Origin of the sequence: Eisenbergiella tayi (assembly GCF_001881565.1) — a bacterium.
GTDB classification, from domain to species: domain Bacteria; phylum Bacillota; class Clostridia; order Lachnospirales; family Lachnospiraceae; genus Eisenbergiella; species Eisenbergiella tayi.
This window is the reverse complement of the sequence record NZ_MPDJ01000010.1, coordinates 187,931-208,222: the sequence shown is the minus strand read 5'-3', so window position 1 is coordinate 208,222 and position 20,292 is coordinate 187,931. Positions and strand designations below refer to the sequence as shown.

Here is a 20,292-nt window from a genome sequence, read left to right as displayed (position 1 = left end):
ATGCGAGAACAGACTCCTTTGTATTTATTTGTGTTGTGGTGATTCAAATATAACACAAAAATCTGTTCTCGTATTTTTTATTTATACTGGTGTAACACATGTATTGTAATCCTACAATAATCCGGGAATCCTTTTGAATTTGGTGGTTGACAAAGTGTTTCCGGTTATGTATAATTGTTGAAGTGCGAATGAGATTCGGTTTAGCCGGATTCGTTGGGAGTCTACTATGTTAATCAATATGACAGATGTCTTTACAGAAGAAGAAAAATCTGTTGTCAAAGAAGTTCCGCTGGAGTTGACAAGCATATGCTTTCAGGGTGAAGATTTCAGAATACTGGAAAAATCACCGGTGACGCTCACCCTTACCAATACCGGGCAGGGAAGAGCATCCATAGAAGCAGAAGCGGCAGTGAAGGTAGAATTAAAGTGTGACAGATGCCTTCGGGAAGTAACAAAGGAATTTACACTTCAGTTTTCAGCTCAGGCTGTATCGCCCGATGTGGCGGATGAGCAGGAGCAGGATGAGGAGCGTGGATTTCTGGAAGGATATCAGCTGAATGTAGACAGCCTGATAAGCAATGAAATCATTACATGCTGGCCGATGAAAATCCTCTGTAAAGAGGACTGCAAAGGACTTTGCAGTGTCTGCGGAAAAGATTTGAATGAAGGAAAATGTGATTGCGATACTTTCGTTCCGGATCCCAGAATGGCAGCAATTATGGATATCTTTCGCGAGAACAAGGAGGTGTAAGTAATGTCTATCTGTCCTAAGAATAAATCTTCCAAATCAAGAAGAGATAAGAGAAGAGCAAACTGGAAAATGAGTGCTCCGACTCTGGTTAAGTGCAGCAAATGCGGCGCTCTGATGATGCCCCACAGAGTATGCAAGGCTTGTGGCTCTTACAACAAGAGAGAGATCATTAACACAGAAGCTTAATGAAAAGAAAACAAGCAAAAGCTTTCCTGAGGATATTAATTCTTCAGGAAAGCTTTTTTTATGTCAATTATCATTTGGCAAGGACACACCAAAAGGACAATTCGCTTGATTTTTACAGGCATGTCTAGTATATTTATAGAGGATACTCAAATTCCGCAGGTGGGCTTTGTCCGTCACCGGCCGGCCTTTATGGAGGCGGGAATTGCCGGAGCCTGGCTGCGAGGTTTGAGCGGATATGGCAGGATATACAGAAAGGGATATGAAAATGGCTGATTATGTAAAAGTGGCGGTGGACGCCATGGGTGGGGATAATGCGCCCGGTGAGATAGTAAAAGGCGCGGTAGATGCTGTCTGCGCGGAAAAGAAGATTAAGGTGTTTCTGGTGGGTAAGGAAGAGCAGGTAAAGGCGGAGTTATCCAAATATACCTATCCTCAGGAGCAGGTGGAGGTCGTGAATGCAACGGAAGTGATTGCCATGGCGGAGCCTCCGGTAGCGGCTATCCGCGGTAAGAAGGATTCCTCCATTGTAAAAGGTTTGTACATGGTGAGGGAAGGCAAGTGTGATGCCTTTGTTTCCGCAGGGAGCACGGGCGCAGTGCTGGCAGGCGGACAGGTTATCGTGGGCCGGAGCAAGGGAGTGGAGCGTCCTCCGCTCGCGCCTTTGATTCCTACGGAAAAAGGGGCTTCCCTTCTTATTGACTGCGGCGCCAATGTGGATGCAAAACCGTCCCAGCTGGTGCAGTTTGCCAAAATGGGTTCCATTTATATGGAAAATGTAATGGGAATTAAGAACCCGAAGGTAGGGATTGTAAATATCGGCGCGGAGGAAGAAAAGGGAAATGCGCTGGTTAAAGAAACCTTTCCCATGCTGAAGGCATGTTCCGATATTAATTTTATCGGAAGCATAGAGGCCAGGGATATCCCTGCCGGAGCGGCGGATGTGGTGGTTTGTGAAGCATTCGTCGGAAATGTAGTTCTGAAGCTGTATGAAGGAGTGGGTTCCACACTGATTAAAAAAGTAAAGGGCGGCATGATGGTGAACCTGAGAAGCAAAATAGGAGCCCTTCTTGTAAAGCCGGCCTTAAAGCAGACGCTGAAGGCTTTTGATCTGGAACAGTATGGCGGCGCTCCCTTGCTCGGTCTTAAAGGGCTGGTGGTAAAGACCCATGGCAGTTCAAAAGCCGTGGAGATCAAAAATACTATCCTGCAGTGCGTGACCTTTAAGGAACAGGATATTAACGGCAAAATCCAGAAAGTGATTTCCGGTGCGGCCGAGTAAGAAAGGACGAAGGATATGGAACTTGACAAGCTCAGAACTATCATTGCGGAAGTATTATGTGTGGATCCCAAGGAAATAACGGTTGACACCACTTTCATTGATGACCTGTGCGCAGATTCCCTGGATGTTTTCCAGATTGTTATGGGGATTGAAGAAGAATTCGGAATCGAAATTTCATCGGCTGATGCGGAACGGATCAGCACGGTGGGAGAAGCGGTTGAATTGATAAAAAACAGCAATTAAGCGGCTGGAAACAAGCGCCACTTTGAAAAATATGTGGAAAAAGCCCGTAGCGGGGAAACCTGGACAGGGCTTTTTAATTGTGGAAAGGACCTTATGAGTATAAAATATACATTGGAAGGGCTGGAGAAAAAGATCGGGTATGTTTTTCGGGACAAAATGCTTCTGCGTCAGGCGTTGACCCACAGCTCCTTTGCCAACGAACAAAAAATCAATAAGCTGGAGGACTATGAGCGCCTTGAGTTTTTAGGGGATGCTGTGCTGGAACTGGTTTCCAGTGAATTCCTTTTTTCCGAGAACCCCGAAATGCCGGAGGGAAAGCTGACCAAGCTGCGTTCCTCCATGGTATGCGAGCCTGCGCTGGCTTATTGCGCCAGAGATCTGGAACTGGGCCAGTACATGCTCCTGGGTAAAGGAGAAGAGGCCACCGGCGGCAGAGGGAGGGATTCCATCACTTCAGATGCCATGGAGGCGGTTATCGGAGCCCTGTATCTGGACGGCGGTTTTCAGGCGGCCCATGATTTTATCCACCGGTTTGTACTTTCGGATCTGGAGAATAAAATTCTTTTTTACGACAGTAAAACGGTGCTTCAGGAGATGATCCAGACCATGCCTGAAGCCGAATTTGTTTATGCGCTCACCGGTGAAGAGGGGCCGGATCATGATAAGGAATTTCTGGTGGATGCCGTGCTGAATAACAAGGTCATCGGAAAAGGAAAGGGACGCACCAAAAAAGCGGCGGAACAGCAGGCCGCCTATGAGGCGATTCTGGCCCTGCGGAAGAACATGGAAGCCGAAAAATCCATAGAAGGAATACATTCCATGGAGGCAAAGCCTTCCATAGAAAATAAGGATTAAAACTAATGTATTTAAAAAGCATAGAGATACACGGATTCAAATCCTTTGCCAACAAAATAACTTTTCAGTTTCATAACGGAATAACCGGCATTGTGGGTCCCAACGGCAGCGGTAAAAGTAATGTTGCGGATGCGGTTCGCTGGGTTTTGGGAGAACAGCGAATCAAGCAATTGAGGGGCGCCTCCATGCAGGATGTCATCTTCTCCGGCACGGAAATACGAAAGCCCATGGGATACGCTTATGTGGCGATCACTCTGGACAACCGGGATCATCAGCTTGCCATTGATTTTGATGAGGTGACGGTGGCCAGGCGTATTTATCGTTCCGGTGAGAGCGAATATCTGATGAATGGTTCTCCTGTCAGGCTGAAAGATGTAAACGAGCTTTTTTATGACACAGGTATTGGCAAAGAAGGCTATTCCATTATTGGACAGGGGCAGATCGATAAAATCCTCAGCGGAAAGCCGGAGGAAAGAAGAGAGCTTTTTGACGAGGCCGCAGGTATTGTAAAGTTTAAAAGGCGGAAATCCGCCGCTCAGAAAAAGCTGGAGGATGAAAAGCAGAACCTACTGCGTGTCAGCGATATCCTGTCCGAACTGGAAAAACAGGTGGAGCCTTTGGAAAAGCAGTCGGAAAAGGCAAGAATCTATCTGAAGAAAAAAGAACAGCTGAAGGATCTGGATGTGAATGTATTCCTTTTGGAAAATGCCAGACTTAAGGATCAGCTGGCAGGCGTGAAGGAAAAATATGAAATTGCGTCCGGCGATCTGCAGGAAACAACATCCAAATATGAGCATATCAAAGAAGAGTATGAACAGGTACAGGCGGAAATAGAGCAGCTTGACAAGCAGATAGAAGAAGAACGTTCCCAGCTTACAGATACCGGGATGCTCCGGGGAAAGCTGGAAGGGGAAATCAATGTCCTTAAGGAACAGATCAATTCGGTAAGAGGCAATGAAAACCATTTGCTGAGCCGGCAGGAAAACCTGCAGCGGGAAATTGAGGCGCGCAGCAGGAATGAAGCGGCTATTCTGGAGGATAAGGCCGAAGTGGACGCTCATCTGTCACAGCTGGAGGAAGCCAGGGAAGAAGCAAAGGCGGAGCTTGCCAGAGTACAGGCCCAGATAGATGAATTAAATGCGAATATAGAAAATGGTAAAAATTCAATCATTACCGCATTGAATGAACGTGCTACCATTAAGTCACGTATGGGCCGTTTTGATACCATGCTGGAACAGATCCAGATACGCAGGGCGGAATTAAATTCACGTCTTTTACGTGCGAAATCCGATGAAGCCCAGCAGGAGGATCTGATCCGTAAGCTGGAGGAAGAATTCCTGCGGATTAATGATAATATTTCTGAGTTTAACGACAGGCAGTCGGTTCTGGAGGAAGAGCTGAATCAGATAAGAGATGAGCTTTCCCAAAAGGATCAGAAGCTGCGGGATACCCAGGTGGTTTACCATCAGGATAAATCCAGGCTGGATGCCCTTTCAAACCTGACAGAGCGTTATGAAGGCTATGGGGGAAGCGTTAAGCGTGTCATGGAGCGCAAAAGCAGCAATTCCGGTATTATCGGTGTGGTTGCGGATCTGATCAAGGTAGAAAAGAAATATGAAGTTGCCATAGAGACAGCCCTTGGGGGAAGCATACAGAATATCGTTACGGAAACAGAAGAGACAGCCAAGGAAATGATCGCTTTCCTGAAGCAGAATAAAGCGGGAAGGGCTACCTTTCTTCCGCTGACAAGCATTCGCAACAGACAGGAATTCCGCATGAAGGAGGTTTTGAGCGAACCGGGCGTGCTGGGCCTTGCGGATACCCTGGTGAATACGGAGGAGCGATATCGGGATGTGGCGGCATCCCTGCTCGGAAGGATTGTTGTGATTGACAATGTGGACAATGCGGTAAGGATTGCCCGCAAATATAAATACAGCCTCCGTATGGTGACGCTGGAGGGAGAGCTTTTTAATCCCGGAGGTTCCATCAGCGGCGGCGCTTATAAAAACAACAGTAATCTGCTGGGAAGACGCCGGGAGATGGCGGAGCTGGAAACAAAAGTCAGGGAAACTCTGAAATCCATCGATATCCTGCTGGATGATATTGAAAAGACCAAACAGCGCCGAAACAAGCTGCGGATGGAGCTTGAGCAGACGAAGGCATCGCTCCAGGAAGAATTTATCCATCAGAATACCGCGAGGATGAATGTGGCTGCTGCCAGGGAAAAGAAGGAACAGACCGAACAGGGCTACGGAGATCTCCAGAACGAGCAGAGAGAAATAGCTTCTCAGATTGAAGAAATCCAGAACGGAAAAGAAGAAATACGGAGAGAGCTGGAAGCCTCCGAACTGCTGGAAAAGGATGTGGACAGCAGGATCCATATGGCCCAGAAGGAACTGGAGGAAAGGAAGGAAGAAGAAAATCTTCATAGCTCCAGAGTGTCCGAGTGGGATTTGGAAGTGGAAAAGATCCGGCAGAAGCAGGGCTTTGAGCAGACCAACCTGGATCGTATCAGGGGGGATATTCAGAAATTCACCGCGGAACTGAAAGAAATTGAAGAAGGAATGGAAGCGGGCAGACAGGAAATAGCCCGTAAAGAGGCCGACATCCTGGCTCTGCAGGAAACCATAAACGCCTCTTATACGAACCAGAACAGCGGGGAAGAGAAGCTGAAGGCTGATATGGAGCGGAAAGAGGTTCTTGCCGGCAGGCAGAAGAACTTTTTTGCGGACAGGGAAAGCCTTGCGGAACGGCTCTCAGGGCTTGATAAAGAAGTTTACAGGCTGAGTGCGCAGCAGGAAAAGCTGGAAGAGTCCGTAGAAGCCCAGATCAACTATATGTGGGATGAATACGAAATCACTCTGAGTGACGCGGCGGCGCTTAAGAATGAGGAACTTCAGGATTTGACCGCCATGAAAAAAGAAATTACATCATTAAAGGATCAGATCAGAAGGCTTGGAGATGTGAATGTCAACGCTATCGAAGATTACAAAAATCTTATGGAACGTTATACCTTCCTGAAAAACCAGCACGATGATTTGATTAAGGCAGAGGAAACCCTGAAGGGTATCATCCTGGAGCTGGATGAAGCCATGCGGAAGCAGTTCAGGGAAAAATTCGCCCAGATCAGCCAGGAATTCGATAAGGTTTTCAAGGAACTGTTCGGAGGCGGAAAAGGAACGCTGGAGCTGATGGAGGATGAGGATATCCTGGAAGCAGGAATTCGTATCATCGCCCAGCCTCCGGGGAAAAAGCTGCAGAATATGATGCAGCTTTCCGGTGGAGAGAAGGCTCTGACAGCCATATCCCTGCTGTTCGCCATTCAGAATCTGAAGCCTTCGCCCTTCTGTCTGCTGGATGAGATAGAAGCCGCCCTGGATGACAGCAATGTAGGGAGGTTTGCCAATTATTTACATAAGCTGACGAAGTACACCCAGTTCATCGTCATAACACACCGAAGAGGAACCATGGAAAAAGCCGACAGACTGTATGGTATTACCATGCAGGAAAAGGGCGTTTCTACTTTGGTAAGTGTCAGCCTGATTGAGAAAGAGATAGAGAATTGACTTTAATGGAAGACGAAAACGGTGAAGGAGAGTGGATATGAGCATGGAATACAAAGATTCCACGGAAAATAAGAATTCCTCGGAAGACAAAAACTCTGGGGATGTGAAGAATTCCGGAGAAAAAAAAGGTTTTTTTGCCCGACTGAAGGAAGGGCTGAATAAAACGAGAAATAATATCGTAAATGGGATTGATTCTGTCTTTAACGGATTTTCTGCTATTGACGATGAATTTTATGAAGAACTGGAAGAAATCCTGATCATGGGGGATATTGGCGTCAACGCCACCTCGGATATTCTGCAGCGTCTGAAAAAACAGGTGAAGGAGCAGCATATCAAAGAGCCTGCTGCCTGTAAGCAGCTTCTGATTGACAGCATACGCGAGCAGATGCAGGTGGGAGAAACCGCTTATGACTTTGAAAAAAAGCAGTCGGTCATTCTGGTTATAGGAGTGAACGGCGTAGGAAAAACCACCTCCGTCGGAAAGCTTGCCGGTATTTTGAAGGATCAGGGAAGGAAAGTCCTGATTGCGGCAGCGGATACCTTCCGGGCGGCGGCGGGCGAGCAGCTTGCCGGCTGGGCCAACCGGGCCGGTGTGGATATGATAGGCGGCGCAGAAGGCTCCGACCCGGCAAGCGTGGTTTTCGATGCGGTGAATGCCGCCAAGGCCAGACATGTGGATGTACTGCTGTGTGATACCGCAGGAAGACTTCATAATAAAAAGAACCTGATGGAAGAACTGAAAAAGATTAACCGCATTATCGACCGTGAATTCCCTGATGCCCACAGGGAAAACCTGGTGGTGCTTGACGGAACCACAGGTCAGAACGCCCTTGCCCAGGCAAGGGAATTCGGAGAGGCGGCGGAACTGACCGGTATTATCCTCACCAAAATGGACGGCACGGCCAAGGGCGGCATTGCGGTGGCAATACAGTCTGAGTTGAATGTGCCTGTAAAATATATCGGAGTGGGCGAAGATATGGAGGATCTGCAGAAATTCGATCCGGAACAGTTCGTGAACGCCCTGTTTGACGGAAAAACAGAAGAAGAATAAAAAGTACCAGGACCTGCGCGGAACGGTTTATCCGTACAGACACCGGAATGGAGGAAAAAATGGAAGAAAGCAAGATGCTTACCCTGGAGAAATTCGAAGAAGCTTCCGAGGTGGTAAAAAAAGTAACACAGGAGACCAAACTGGTATACAGTGAATATTTCAGCAACCAGTCGGGAAACAAGGTATACTTCAAACCGGAAAATATGCAGCTTACGGGAGCCTATAAGCTGCGCGGCGCTTATTACAAGATAAGCACGCTTACGGAGGAGGAACGCGGCAAGGGGCTGATTACCGCATCTGCAGGAAACCATGCCCAGGGCGTAGCTTATGCTGCCAAGTCATACGGCTGCAAGTCAGTTATTGTGATGCCTACCACGACACCCTTAATGAAAGTAAACCGTACGAAAAACTACGGGGCGGAGGTTGTGCTTTACGGAGATGTTTATGATGAAGCCTGTGCCAAAGCTTATGAGCTGGCAGAAGAAATGGGCTACACCTTCATTCATCCGTTTGATGATCCCGTGGTTGCAACCGGCCAGGGAACCATCATGATGGAAATTTTCAAAGAACTTCCCCTGGTGGATTATATCCTCGTGCCGGTGGGCGGAGGCGGACTCGCTACCGGTGTATCCACTCTTGCCAAGCTGCTGAATCCCAAAATCCATGTGATCGGTGTGGAGCCTGCCGGAGCAAACTGTATGCAGGCATCACTGGAAAAGGGCAAGGTGGTAACTCTGGATCATGTGAACACAATCGCGGACGGCACGGCGGTGAAAACCCCCGGAAGTATTATTTTCCCTTATATTCAGCAGAATATTGATGAAATCATAACCATTGAGGACGAAGAACTGGTAGTGGCTTTCCTCGATATGGTTGAAAATCATAAGATGATAGTGGAAAATTCAGGATTGCTTACTGTGGCGGCTCTGAAACATCTGGATGTGAAAAATAAAAAGGTGGTATCCATTTTAAGCGGCGGCAATATGGATGTTATCACGATGTCTTCCGTGGTACAGCACGGCCTTATTTTCAGAGATCGTATTTTTACCGTATCCGTTCTTCTTCCGGATAAACCGGGCGAGTTATCCCGTGTGGCAGATGTAATTGCCAAAGAAAACGGCAACGTAATCAAGCTGGAGCATAACCAGTTTGTTTCCATTAACCGCAGCGCTGCTGTGGAGCTGCGGATTACACTGGAAGCCTTCGGAACCGAACATAAGCAGCAGATCATATCTGCTCTTGAAAGAGAAGGCTATAAACCCAAAAGCGTGAGAACGAATATTTAAGAGACAGAATGCAGAAAATGATCCGGACGGTTCTTTTTCTCCGGAAGTTGTTTGTGTTGATAGGAAAGAAGTGCAGGATGCTGCACGGATTAAACCGCGTAAGATTATTATGCGGTTTTTTCCATTTCCGGCCGTATTTAAGAAGGAGGTATATTGTGGCAGAAGAATTTAAGGAAAAGAAGACGGTAAAGAGGCGGATATTTGATTATCTCATGATTACGGCGGCAGCATGTATTTATGGCGTGAGTATCAGCCTGTTTCTGGATCCCAATAACCTGGCGCCCGGCGGAGTTACCGGTATCGCAGTTATTATTAATCGTCTGACCGGACTGCCTACAGGTACAGGCATGCTTTTGATCAATATACCTATACTTATAGCGGGATTATGGAAATTTGGCCTGCGTTTTATTATTTCTACGATTTATGCCACATTTATGTGCTCGGTATTCACCAATTATTTTACCCGTTTCGGGGCGCTGACGTCACAGCCTTTGCTGGCAGCCCTGGCCGGCGGAATCCTGATGGCTATTGGACTGGGGATTGTTTTTAAGGCCGGTGCGACTACCGGAGGAACCGATATCATCGTAAAATTTTTACGGCTGAAATATAAGCATCTGAAGACAGGAAGGCTTTTTTTCGTTACAGATATTCTGATTGTATCCGCATCCCTTTTCGTGTTCGGAGATTTTGACACGATCATGTATGCCATACTGGCGGTGGTAGTCTGCAGCATCATGTTTGATGCAGTCCTTTATGGAAGGGACGAGGCTAAGCTGATTTATATTATCAGCGACTGTTCGGAAAAAATTACGGCAAGGCTGCTGGAGGAACTGGATATCGGCGTGACTTACCTGGAAGGAAAAGGAGCATACAGCAATAATCCCAAGCAGGTGATTATGTGTGTCATGCGCAATACCATGGCTCCTAAGGCGGAAGAAATCGTGAAGGAAGAGGATCCTCTGGCCTTTATGATTGTTTCCAGCGCTACGGAGATTTATGGGGAAGGATATAAGAATATCTTCAGTGAGAAGTTATAGTTTTTTTCTGTCAGCAGATAAATTGTCTGTTTGTGCAAAACATGCAAATCAGACACAAAATATACAGAAATGAAAATAAAAATCATGGAAATGCCTGCTATGATAATTATATGATAATTAAGAAGGAGGGTATTTCATGAAAAAGGAAAAAATAATATCAGTCATTCTCACGGTTGGTCTGGCAGTCGGACTTCTCGGAGGCTGCAGTTCTTCCTCCGGCAAAGGAGATATCCCGGAACAGAGTTCTGCTGCAGAATCCGTTCAGACCGAAGCATCGGCTGAAAAGACACAAAACAGTAATTCCGGTGAAAGAAAAAAACTGGTTCTCTGGACATGGGCGCCGGGACAATTTAATAAGGTACAGGAAGCGTTTCTTGCATCACATCCGGATGCAGACTGGCAGTTTGAAGAGGTTGTGGTTTCGGTCGAAGACTACCTGACAAAGCTGCAGCAGGGATATGCTTCCGGCGGGAATATGCCGGATATTCTTATGGCAGAAATGGGATGGAGAGGCAGTGCGTTCGCTTTGGATATCTGGGAGAATCTGGAAGCGGAGCCCTATGATTTTGACCGTTCTGTACTGTTGGATTCCACAATATCTTCGATCACGAATGCGGAAGATCAGGTTATTGGCATAGAAAATGCATTGAATCCGGCTTTTATGATGTATAAAAAGGATCTGGCCAGAGAGTATCTGGGAACGGATGATAAAGAAGAACTGGAAAGTATGTTTCAGACCTACGATGACTATATTGAGTGGGGCGCAAAGGTTTACGAGGAAAGCGGAGGGAATGTTGTTTTGTTCCCCGGACTTCAGGATGTCTCCAATATGATGATGCAGCAGCAGCGTAATATTAATAATGTGGATGAAAATGGAGATGTGAATGTAACCGGTAAGGTAGAAAAGGTATTTGAAACCGTTGAAAAGCTGCGCGAGGCCAATGCCTGCGGTAATCTGGCACAATATTCAATGGAATGGTCCAACTCCTTTGCCGACGGTTCCGTTATCTTTTTCCCTGGTGCATCCTGGAGCGTAACCTATTGGGTGGAGCCATATGATCCGGAAGGAGTGGATAACTGGGGAATGTTTACTCCCGCAGGAGGCGGATTTGGCTGGGGAGGAACCTGTTATGGAATTTATAAAAATTCCGATATGAAGGAAGAAGCATGGGACTTCATTTCCTGGATATTGCTTACTCCTGAGGGGGCAAAGTATATGAAGGAGGATTCCGGATTTTTCTTACCGGTAAAGGCATTTTATGATGACCCTGATTATACGAAAGGAACCAGGCCTAATTTTGGAGAGCAGGAAATTAATACATTTATGATGGAAGAAATCGCCCCTGATGTTCCGGAAGCAAGTCTTTCTATTTACGACAATCTGGTATCTGATTCGGTTAATATGGTAGTTCAGATGATGGCGGCCGATTCCGGTATGTCAGCAGAAGATGCCATGGAGGAATTTAAAGCGGATTTACAGGCGAAGATACCTGATGTGACAATCAAGTAAAGAAAGAGGGAGAAAAGCGGGAATTGGGAAGATACGATTCCCGCTTTTTCAGAAGGAGGGGCGATGAAAAAGAAGAGAGGAATAAAAAAATTAGGAAAATGGCCTTATTTGTTTGTAATGCCGTTCCTGCTGTCTTATCTGGCTTTTTATATGTATCCTATGCTGTATTCTTTTGTTATAAGCTTTACGGATTGGACTGCTGTCAGATTAAATGATAAGGTTTTCGTTGGCTTTAATAACTATATAAGAGTGTTTACACAGGATCCTCTTTTTTGGAAATCCATAGTAAACACAGTAAAAATCATGGTGATTGCGATGCCTCTGACCATTATCAGCGGCCTGCTGGTGGCGGTATTGATGTTTAATATTGTAAAAGGAAGGCAGCTGATACAGACTATTAATTTCCTCCCGTATATAACAATGCCTGTGGCTATCGGGCTTATTTTCGCCAATATGTTCAATACCAATATAGGCGCGGTAAACGGAATTCTCACCAAACTGGGAATAACCAGTGAAAACATAAACTGGCTGGGAGATAGTAAATATGCCTTTATTGTAGTAATATTAATCTGTATATGGAAAAATTTTGGATATTTTATGGTATTATATCTCTCCGGTTTATCCACAATAAACAGTGAATATTATGATGCGGCCAAGGTGGACGGAGCCAATGCCGTTCAGTCATTTTTTAAGATAACCCTCCCTTTGCTCCGCCCTATCACTACGTTTGTAGTCGTTCAGGGAGCAATCGGCGGATTTCAGCTGTTTGATGAAGCCAAAACACTGGTTTCCGGTTCCGGTTCCACCATTGTCGGCGGGCCGGGCAGGACGCTGCTTACCATTGTCTGGTATTTTTATGACTGTTCCTTCCAGAATAATTCAAGATACGGCTATGGTGCGGCAATTGCGTTCAGCATGCTGATTATAATAGCCGCTATATCGTTCATAAATATCAGACTTCTCAGAGAGAAAGGAGAGTGAGCGGATGCATAGCACATGGAAAAAGGCGCCGAAGGTGATTGCTATTGTTATTGTATCTCTGATTTCCTTCGTACCGTTTTATTATACGCTGATTATGGCAACTCATTCTACGGATGAAGTGATGCTCGGCTTATCTCTTCTCCCGGGAAAGTATCTGCTGCAGAATATTACGACTGCATTAAATAAAACCTTCTGGATATCGTTCAGGAACAGTTTTCTCGTTTCTTTTTTGTCCATGACAGCTTCGGTAAGCATCAGCCTAATGGCGGGTTATGGTTTGGCAGCTTATGAGTTCCGGCTGAAAAAAGTGATATACAACTTTGTACTTCTTACGATGATGGTACCGCCGGTACTGGGAATTATAGGATATATGCAGGAAATGAAGGCGCTTCATTTATCGGGTACTCTGATCCCTCTTATATTAATCTGGCTTCCCAGCGGATTCGGGGTTTTCTGGATTACCCAGTATCTGAAAAACTCCCTGCAGATGGAGCTGGTGGAAAGTGCCAGACTGGACGGCTGCAATGAATTTATGATTTTCTGCCGCATTGTCCTGCCATGTATCAAACCTGCAATTATATCATTGTGCCTGTTGATTTTTTTGTGGTCCTGGAATTCTTACCTGCTTCCTCTTGTAATGATCAATAAGGCGGATAATTATACCATACCGTTGTATATACAGTCGCTGGGAAATGAACATAAGAAGGATATTGCAGCACAGATAACCGGACTTTTAATTTCTGTAGTCCCTCTCATTGCAGCTTTTGCTGTATTTTCCAAAGATTTCATACGAGGGCTTACGGAGGGAGCAGTGAAAGGATGAGAATGGCCGATGAATAAGGTATTGCTTATTGATGATGAGATCCTTTCTATTGAATATCTGAAAAGCCTGGATGCATGGGAATTATTTGACTGTGAGATTACAGGGTATGCATTGACTGTATCAAAAGCGATGGAGCTTTTTAAAAGGGAAAAGCCGGAGATTGTTTTTGTTGATATCAGAATGCCCAGGATGGACGGTCTTGAGTTAAGCAGGAAGCTGCTGGAAATCTGCCCGGATACAAACATTGTAATTATGACGGCATACCAGGAATTTGAGTATGTAAAAGAAGCGATTCAGATAGGAATATCTTATTTTTTGGTAAAACATGAGATTGATAATGATAAACTGGAAGAAGTTCTCAGGAAAATTGAGGGAAAAATATCTTCCAAAGCACATTATGAAAAAGTGATGTGGAATGATTGGCTCCGTTCTGTCTGGGAAGAGGCAAGAGAAGGAAAAAAAGCGGAAGAAGGGCCCGCTGCAAAAGGATGGATGAATCCGTCCTCCGATTACTTTTTTGTGTTGATGAGCCTTCGTTCCTGGTCTGTTTTCATGGGGGAGGAAGAAGTTTCCTATCTGAAAGAAAGCGATTTTTGCTTTGATACTCTTCCTGATATAAAAATAAAGGCATTTACAAGGCTGGAAGATTATACGTATGGTATTGCTGCAGAATATAACAGGCCGTCGTCCTGGTCTATGTATCATAAGGACAGAATGAGCTTTTTTGGTGAACTGGAAAAGAGAAGCAGGATACTGGCGGGGAAACAGGCGGTCTGTTATTTCAGCAGTTCCCTTAAAAACGGATCGGACTTATTGGAAGCGTGCGGCAGACTGAAAAAAATGCCGCAAAGCTTTTTGTGGAAAAGAAAGCTTTGTCTGGAAGAGGAAGATTACAGAAGATTAGAAGAAATAGTACCGGATTGCCTTCTGCAGAAAAATTACGGATATCTGGAAAGAGACAAAGATATAGCAGAATGGCTGGACATGGGAAAGAATGCCAATTGGTATGTCAGGGAAGAAAATGTGGTTTTTTTCAGAAGTATAGTGGAAGAGCTAAAGGCAGACAGATTTTTGAAACGAATGGATTCAGAGATTCCTGTTGTTTCTGCAGAGCAGGTACTGAAAGGATGCCGGCTGTTTCTGGAAAAAGGAGGGGGAAAGAATACCGCAGATGATAAAGCGGAAAAAGCCGCCCAATATATTATGAGCCATTATGCGGAAGATTTATCGAGTTCAGTTATTGCCGAAAAGCTGAATGTAAGCGATGGGTATCTGCGCTATATCTTCAAACAGAGGTACTCATGTACAGTAAAAGAATACATCATGTATTACAGAATTGAAGCGGCTAAGAAATTACTGGATGAAGACCGCAGTAAAATTTATGAGGTGGCAGAACAGTGCGGTTTTACCAGCAGCCAGCATTTCTGCAGGGTGTTTCACCAGCTGACGGGGATATCACCCGGAGAGTATAAGTCCAGATAGAAGTATTTCAATGGCAGCGCGGCGGCCGTATGCAGACAGTTACGGAGGGGTATGGCAGAATGAAGAATTATATTTTCAGGTTTAAACACTCCATCGGATCAAAATTCGTTGCTGCAGTGGCAGTTCTGCTTTCGATACTTATATTAATCAGCTATGGCTTCTCTGCCTGGTATATGATACATTCCGTACAGGAAAAAATTCTGGAGGATTATGAGGGTGTTATTTCTTTTACTGCAAAACAAATGGAAAGATATGAAAATGATCTCAGGCAGTATGCGATTTTAATTGCGGCAGATAAGGATCTGCAGAAGGAATTGACGGAGAAGGAATTATCACAGTCGCAATCAGTTAAAAGATCAAAAAATATTTATACAATACTTAGAGAATATGAATTGCTCAGAAGCGAATGTGTATGTATTGAAATAGTTTTATGGAACGGCAGTGTATTTACCAGTGATGCCAGTAACCTGAATTCTCTGCATTCCATAGGGGATGATTCCTGGTTCCGGCAGATCATGGATCAAAAGCAAAACCGAAGCTTTTCCGGAGCCCATGAACTGCTTGCCCGAAATGTTTATTACGATAACATTATTACCTATGCCTGCGATTTCGGAAATTATTACACAAATCAGGAATCCGTCGGGATGATTCTGCTTCATATCGAACAGGAATCTTTTGAGGATTTGGTCTATGAAAGCAATTATGAATTTTCCTGGTGCGCAATTCTTAATGGGAATGATGAAATTCTGGCGGAATCAGGAGAAAAAACGCCTGAAATCATCGAATATATGGAAGAGGTCATTGAAAAAAAGGATGGCGGAATTAAAAGAATTATATCCGGAAGGGAAGGGTATTTTCTGACGGGGCAATTGGATAACGGATTGCAGCTTATTATGTTTATGCCTAATTCCAGGCTGCATAAGGAAGAAAAAAACATTTTCCTGTTTTTTATGCTGCTGTTCTTAATAAGTCTGCCTCTTTCTATCCTTGCAGTAATCTTTTTCTCCAGGCAGTTAATCAATCCCATAAAGGCTTTATCCAATGCTGCAAGAAAGATCTCAGAAGGCCATCTGGATGTTCACCTGCAGTCAGAAAATGCGGATGAAATAGGTACGCTCACAGAAATTTTCAATAGCATGGCAGTGAGTCTTGAAAGACAGATGAAGGATTTGAAAGCAGCGGAACGGGAGCGGGCTGATTTGCAGATGAGCATCCTGATGGCACAGATTAACCCCCACTTCATTTATAATACATTAAATTCTGCAATCTACCTTTCCAAGGCAGGAGAGGCTCAGAAAGCGGAACGGCTGCTCCAGCTTTTTATACAGCTTCTTCAAAACAACATGAAATCCGGTATTGATGGGGTTATAACCACTTTAGGAGAAGAAATCCGGGATATAAAAATTTATGTGGAACTTCAGCAGATCCGTTATCCGGGCCGGTTTGAAATGATAATCCGCGCAGATGAAAAACTGTATTCTCATGCAATGCCCAGGCTGATACTGCAGCCGCTTATTGAAAATGCATTGAATCACGGCGTGCTGTCCAAAGAATTCGGAGTCATTGAACTTACTGTTTTTGAAAAGGATAATTACCTGAATTTTGTATTGGAGGATGACGGGGAAGGAATGGATGCTGACAGAGTTAAGGAGATATTGAAAAGGAAGGATAAACGAAAGCACTCCTCCAAAATCCATTCCATCAGTATTGAAAATATCTGCCATCGTCTGTCTTTGTTTTATAAAGACACATACTATTTTGAAGTGAAAAGTGAACCGGATAAAGGAACGGCTGTAGCTGTTGGTTTCCCTCTGGAATATACAGAGGCAGGAGAAAAAGGAGACGGGAAAAATGAAAAATTACAGGAAGGTTAAGACTGCCCAGAAATGCTGGTCTTTGGTTACAAATATAACATATGCTACTGTACCGTATTGGTATAATGCCACCTATAGAGATTTAAGGGCCAGCATTGTTATGCCGAAAGATCGGACAGACGGAAAAGTATATCCTTTGATTATATGGATATGCGGAGGCGCTTTTCAGGTAATGGATAAGGATGTCTGGTGGCCTCAATGGATGGAATTGGCCAGAAGAGGAGTTATTGTGGCCAGCATCGAGTACCGGACACTTAACGAGGCAGAGCTGCCTGCGGCCCTTCAGGATGTGAAGACGGCGATACGGTATTTTAAGGGAAATGCTGAAAAATATGCTGTTGACCCGGATAAGGTATTTATTTCGGGAGAATCTGCAGGAGGCGCACTGGCTGTAATGGCCGGAGTGACGGAAGAGGAAGAAAATAGATCCGGAGGAGAAGAAAAAGGCAGCGGGGTAAGGGGCGTGATAGATTTTTATGGCGCAGTGGATTTGTTTTCCCCGAAAATATCGGAAAATGCACCGCCGTTTTTAATTTTTCATGGAACGGAGGATGACCTGGTAGATATAGAACAGAGTGATAAATTATATGAGCGGTTAAACGAGGTAGGGGTTCGGGCGGATTATTATGTGCTTGAACAGGAAGGACATGGTGCAGATGCTTTTTATCAGAAGGAAATGATGGACATTATTTATGATTTTATTATTTCTGAAACGGAGTTTTGATAAAAAGCAGAAATGTATTAGATAGGAGGGGCAGGATGACGTTACATGATTTATGTATGTACAGTATGAATGATTTTGAAAAGCAAGTATGGGATAACCTTATAGCGGATATAAAGAATCGTATTTTTGAAGCGGACATTCCCGATGTGCCCTTAAATATCATTGAACATCAGGTTGATAATAATACAGCGATATGTATTCCTTATCAGAGATATAAAGGATATCACAGAATGGAAGGTTTCTATGATATTGCAATGGGAGACAGAGGCGGGGAGAATGAACTGCTTTTAACCAAGGACGGAGAAAAGGCAAAAAATCATTTATTAGAAGATATAGCCCATGATATAAGTTTTGAATATACCATTTCAACTCCGGAGTATAAAGCAGGACTAAATATCCCGATTAATGAGAGGGATCCCAGAGATGATTATCGGAAGGATTGGTTCGCCTTGCTGCTTCAAATAGAAAAACGAGTGCTGAAATATGAGGAATTTCGAGCTGAAATAATAAAATATGAGAAATGTATGAACCATCATTTTAAGAGTCAATTCTGGGTATTTGATGAAAATTCAATGGAGTTTTGGTATAACGAAGGGGAAACTTCATCAGCTGTTAAATTATAGAAGCCTATTTCCCATTCGCTTTTTTCTCTATACAGCAGACTGATGCACGCATTCTTTAAGCTGGTCTTGCCGGAACCAATTTCATGCCTGGAAATCACTGCAAGCAAGGCATTAATCCATGCGCCGTGAGATATTATGGCTATCTTATCGTTGGGATAAGTCTCCCCAAGCTCATTAATTGCCATTAATGCCCGTTTTGCCAGGACATCCCAGGGTTCCATTCCATCTGGCCTGTCTTCTTTTTCAAAAGTCTGTCTTTCGAGAGGGGTTAAACCCGATAAGAGGCCAAAATCCCGTTCGATCAGTTTTGAATTAACACATAACTGGCAATTTTGCCGGGAAGCTATTATTTCTGCAGTTTCTTTAGCCCGAAGCAGGGGGCTGGTCTGTATGGATTGAAACTCGATGGTCTGCAGAGCTTTGCCGCAGGCTATTGCCTGTTGTATACCGGTTTTATTTAAAGGAATATCTTCCCGTCCCTGCAGCCGTCCCTGCAAATTCCAATCAGTTTCACCATGGCGAATCAGATAAATTATCATAATTTATTATCCTTTGTGTCCTGCATCAATCCCTAAAGCAAAGGGGATTCTGCTGAATTCCGAATATATATTCATTCTAACAAACTGCTTTTGCGTTATCAAGTTTTATGATACAAACCTATTTAAAATTATTACTTGCAAATACTTAATTTATATGATAGCATTTACTCGTTATTGATAATTAAGATTGATTCATGAAAGGAGGGCTTGCCATGCAGCGGAACAGCAAAAATCAAAACAATAGAGAGAAACTGACAATCAAAGGTATGGCAGTCCTTGTATACAATAGATAGCTGTATAGAAGCAGGATTTGCAAAGGGCACCTTTGAGGTGCTTTTTTTGTACCCATTTTTAGGGAGAAATAGTATATGAAAACAGTGAAAGGTATTTACGCCGAGGCAAAAATATTTACGGATGATGTGGAGGACTATGCGGAAGCACAGGTTAAAATGATATGTGACAACGAGGTTGCAGAGGGAAGTATAATCCGTCTGATGCCGGATATCCATCCAGGCAAAGTAGGCCCCATCGGACTTTCCATGACGGTAACGGATAAAATAATTCCCCAGCTTTTGGGTGTTGATATTGGCTGCGGCATGACCTGTGTGAAGCTGAAAAAAGCAAATATAGAGTTTCAAAAGCTGGATAAGGTCATCCGTGAGAAGATACCATCAGGCTTTTCCGTCCGGAAAGAGCCACACCACATGGCAGAGGAATTTTCTTACGAAGGGCTTCACTGTCTGGGACATATCAACAGGGAAAGGGCAGACAGGAGCCTTGGTACACTGGGAGGCGGAAATCATTTTATTGAACTTGATAAGGGAACGGATGGCAGTATGTATCTTGTAATCCATACGGGAAGCAGACATTTGGGGGAGGAGGTAGCCGAATACTATACAAAGCTGGCAAACAGCTGCCTGAAAGAACAGGGAAAAGAAATCCCCTATTACATGAGCTATCTGGAAGGAACGTACAGGGCGGATTACATGGAGGATGTTCAGATTATCCAGAAGTATGCAGAATGGAACAGACAGATTATCGTCAGGGAAATCGTAAAGGGAATGAAGTGGAAAGCAGTGGAACATTTTTCGGCGGAGCACAATTATCTGGATACTTCAGGAATACTCCATAAAGGTACTGTTTCTGCACGAAACGGAGAAAAGGTAATTATCCCGGCTAATATGAAAGAAGGGGCTATTTTAGGTATTGGGAAGGGAAATGAAGAATGGAATTATTCTGCTCCGCATGGCTCCGGAAGAAAAATGAAACGTGAAGACGTAAAGAACCAGCATACAGTATCGGAATTTAAAAAGGAAATGAAGGGTATTTACAGCAGCTGTATTGGCACAGAAACACTGGATGAAGCACCTTTTGCCTATCGTTCCATAGAGGAAATTGCGGAACAGATCAAAGATAGTGTTGAAGTAACAGAGATATTGAAGCCTGTCTATAATTTTAAGGCAGGAAACCCCAAATAGGAGA

The 20,292-nt window shown here is 44.4% G+C and carries 18 protein-coding genes; 17 read left to right on the top strand and 1 reads right to left on the bottom strand.

All coding sequences use genetic code 11. The features are described from left to right. The first annotated feature begins 226 nt into the window (after positions 1-226). The 16 genes from BLA28_RS28160 (at position 227) to BLA28_RS28085 (ending at position 18,271) form a co-directional block, all read left to right on the top strand. Complete coding sequence (locus BLA28_RS28160; RefSeq protein WP_044970196.1) at positions 227-751, top strand: YceD family protein; 525 nt, start codon at positions 227-229, stop codon at positions 749-751. 3 nt (positions 752-754) lie between these two features. Further along, on the top strand, positions 755-937 hold the full coding sequence (gene rpmF, locus BLA28_RS28155) for a 50S ribosomal protein L32 (protein WP_009256444.1): 183 nt from the start codon (positions 755-757) through the stop codon (positions 935-937). Between the two features lie 235 nt (positions 938-1,172). Beyond that, positions 1,173-2,216 carry a phosphate acyltransferase PlsX gene (plsX, locus tag BLA28_RS28150; RefSeq protein ID WP_009256443.1) on the top strand — a complete coding sequence of 348 codons (1,044 nt, stop codon included), beginning with the start codon at positions 1,173-1,175 and terminating at the stop codon, positions 2,214-2,216. A gap of 15 nt (positions 2,217-2,231) precedes the next feature. After that, the gene (gene acpP, locus BLA28_RS28145; protein ID WP_016359696.1) at positions 2,232-2,459 is read left to right on the top strand and encodes an acyl carrier protein; all 228 of its coding nucleotides are present in this window, start codon (positions 2,232-2,234) and stop codon (positions 2,457-2,459) included. 93 nt (positions 2,460-2,552) lie between these two features. Continuing rightward, positions 2,553-3,314, top strand: a complete 762-nt coding sequence (gene rnc / locus BLA28_RS28140; protein ID WP_069154732.1) for a ribonuclease III — start codon at positions 2,553-2,555, stop codon at positions 3,312-3,314. 5 nt (positions 3,315-3,319) lie between these two features. After that, positions 3,320-6,880 (top strand): chromosome segregation protein SMC, encoded by a 3,561-nt coding sequence (gene smc, locus BLA28_RS28135; RefSeq protein WP_069159517.1) that lies wholly within the window; start codon positions 3,320-3,322, stop codon positions 6,878-6,880. A gap of 37 nt (positions 6,881-6,917) precedes the next feature. Continuing rightward, the gene (gene ftsY, locus BLA28_RS28130) at positions 6,918-7,931 is read left to right on the top strand and encodes a signal recognition particle-docking protein FtsY (RefSeq protein WP_071699667.1); all 1,014 of its coding nucleotides are present in this window, start codon (positions 6,918-6,920) and stop codon (positions 7,929-7,931) included. Between the two features lie 74 nt (positions 7,932-8,005). Continuing rightward, positions 8,006-9,217: a threonine ammonia-lyase gene (ilvA, locus tag BLA28_RS28125; protein WP_044970979.1), complete on the top strand. Its 1,212-nt coding sequence runs from the start codon at positions 8,006-8,008 to the stop codon at positions 9,215-9,217. A 155-nt stretch (positions 9,218-9,372) separates the two neighbouring features. Continuing rightward, complete coding sequence (locus BLA28_RS28120) at positions 9,373-10,254, top strand: YitT family protein (RefSeq protein WP_035617422.1); 882 nt, start codon at positions 9,373-9,375, stop codon at positions 10,252-10,254. A 136-nt stretch (positions 10,255-10,390) separates the two neighbouring features. Further along, positions 10,391-11,764 (top strand): ABC transporter substrate-binding protein, encoded by a 1,374-nt coding sequence (locus tag BLA28_RS28115; protein WP_069159518.1) that lies wholly within the window; start codon positions 10,391-10,393, stop codon positions 11,762-11,764. 63 nt (positions 11,765-11,827) lie between these two features. Further along, positions 11,828-12,745 (top strand): carbohydrate ABC transporter permease, encoded by a 918-nt coding sequence (locus BLA28_RS28110; RefSeq protein ID WP_069159519.1) that lies wholly within the window; start codon positions 11,828-11,830, stop codon positions 12,743-12,745. Between the two features lie 4 nt (positions 12,746-12,749). Further along, positions 12,750-13,568, top strand: a complete 819-nt coding sequence (locus BLA28_RS28105; protein ID WP_069159520.1) for a carbohydrate ABC transporter permease — start codon at positions 12,750-12,752, stop codon at positions 13,566-13,568. A gap of 9 nt (positions 13,569-13,577) precedes the next feature. Then, positions 13,578-15,050: a response regulator gene (locus BLA28_RS28100; RefSeq protein WP_069159521.1), complete on the top strand. Its 1,473-nt coding sequence runs from the start codon at positions 13,578-13,580 to the stop codon at positions 15,048-15,050. A 59-nt stretch (positions 15,051-15,109) separates the two neighbouring features. After that, positions 15,110-16,924, top strand: coding sequence for a sensor histidine kinase (locus BLA28_RS28095; protein ID WP_069159522.1), 1,815 nt, complete (start codon positions 15,110-15,112; stop codon positions 16,922-16,924). Further along, positions 16,902-17,648, top strand: a complete 747-nt coding sequence (locus tag BLA28_RS28090; RefSeq protein WP_069159523.1) for an alpha/beta hydrolase — start codon at positions 16,902-16,904, stop codon at positions 17,646-17,648. Before BLA28_RS28095 ends, BLA28_RS28090 begins: the two co-directional genes overlap by 23 nt. Before the next feature lie 35 nt (positions 17,649-17,683). Continuing rightward, positions 17,684-18,271 carry a hypothetical protein gene (locus BLA28_RS28085; protein WP_069159524.1) on the top strand — a complete coding sequence of 196 codons (588 nt, stop codon included), beginning with the start codon at positions 17,684-17,686 and terminating at the stop codon, positions 18,269-18,271. Here BLA28_RS28085 and BLA28_RS28080 read toward each other — a convergent pair. After that, a complete protein-coding gene (locus tag BLA28_RS28080) occupies positions 18,193-18,810 on the bottom strand; it encodes a histidine phosphatase family protein (RefSeq protein WP_069159525.1) in 618 nt (205 codons plus the stop codon). The two genes, BLA28_RS28085 and BLA28_RS28080, sit on opposite strands and share 79 nt — an antisense overlap. A 368-nt stretch (positions 18,811-19,178) precedes the next feature. On the opposite strand from BLA28_RS28080, the gene BLA28_RS28075 reads away from it, so the two are divergent. Then, the gene (locus BLA28_RS28075) at positions 19,179-20,288 is read left to right on the top strand and encodes an RtcB family protein (protein WP_069159526.1); all 1,110 of its coding nucleotides are present in this window, start codon (positions 19,179-19,181) and stop codon (positions 20,286-20,288) included. Positions 20,289-20,292 lie beyond the last annotated feature (4 nt).

Coding starts and splice junctions, on each gene's coding strand:
- BLA28_RS28085 (WP_069159524.1), top strand. CDS start 17,684: ATGACGTTACATGATTTATGTATGTACAGTATGAATGATTTTGAAAAG.
- ilvA (WP_044970979.1), top strand. CDS start 8,006: ATGCTTACCCTGGAGAAATTCGAAGAAGCTTCCGAGGTGGTAAAAAAA.
- BLA28_RS28115 (WP_069159518.1), top strand. CDS start 10,391: ATGAAAAAGGAAAAAATAATATCAGTCATTCTCACGGTTGGTCTGGCA.
- BLA28_RS28110 (WP_069159519.1), top strand. CDS start 11,828: ATGAAAAAGAAGAGAGGAATAAAAAAATTAGGAAAATGGCCTTATTTG.
- BLA28_RS28105 (WP_069159520.1), top strand. CDS start 12,750: ATGCATAGCACATGGAAAAAGGCGCCGAAGGTGATTGCTATTGTTATT.
- acpP (WP_016359696.1), top strand. CDS start 2,232: ATGGAACTTGACAAGCTCAGAACTATCATTGCGGAAGTATTATGTGTG.
- BLA28_RS28090 (WP_069159523.1), top strand. CDS start 16,902: ATGAAAAATTACAGGAAGGTTAAGACTGCCCAGAAATGCTGGTCTTTG.
- plsX (WP_009256443.1), top strand. CDS start 1,173: ATGGCAGGATATACAGAAAGGGATATGAAAATGGCTGATTATGTAAAA.
- rpmF (WP_009256444.1), top strand. CDS start 755: ATGTCTATCTGTCCTAAGAATAAATCTTCCAAATCAAGAAGAGATAAG.
- BLA28_RS28100 (WP_069159521.1), top strand. CDS start 13,578: ATGAATAAGGTATTGCTTATTGATGATGAGATCCTTTCTATTGAATAT.
- BLA28_RS28095 (WP_069159522.1), top strand. CDS start 15,110: ATGAAGAATTATATTTTCAGGTTTAAACACTCCATCGGATCAAAATTC.
- BLA28_RS28080 (WP_069159525.1), bottom strand. CDS start 18,810: ATGATAATTTATCTGATTCGCCATGGTGAAACTGATTGGAATTTGCAG.
- BLA28_RS28160 (WP_044970196.1), top strand. CDS start 227: ATGTTAATCAATATGACAGATGTCTTTACAGAAGAAGAAAAATCTGTT.
- BLA28_RS28075 (WP_069159526.1), top strand. CDS start 19,179: ATGAAAACAGTGAAAGGTATTTACGCCGAGGCAAAAATATTTACGGAT.
- ftsY (WP_071699667.1), top strand. CDS start 6,918: ATGAGCATGGAATACAAAGATTCCACGGAAAATAAGAATTCCTCGGAA.
- smc (WP_069159517.1), top strand. CDS start 3,320: ATGTATTTAAAAAGCATAGAGATACACGGATTCAAATCCTTTGCCAAC.
- rnc (WP_069154732.1), top strand. CDS start 2,553: ATGAGTATAAAATATACATTGGAAGGGCTGGAGAAAAAGATCGGGTAT.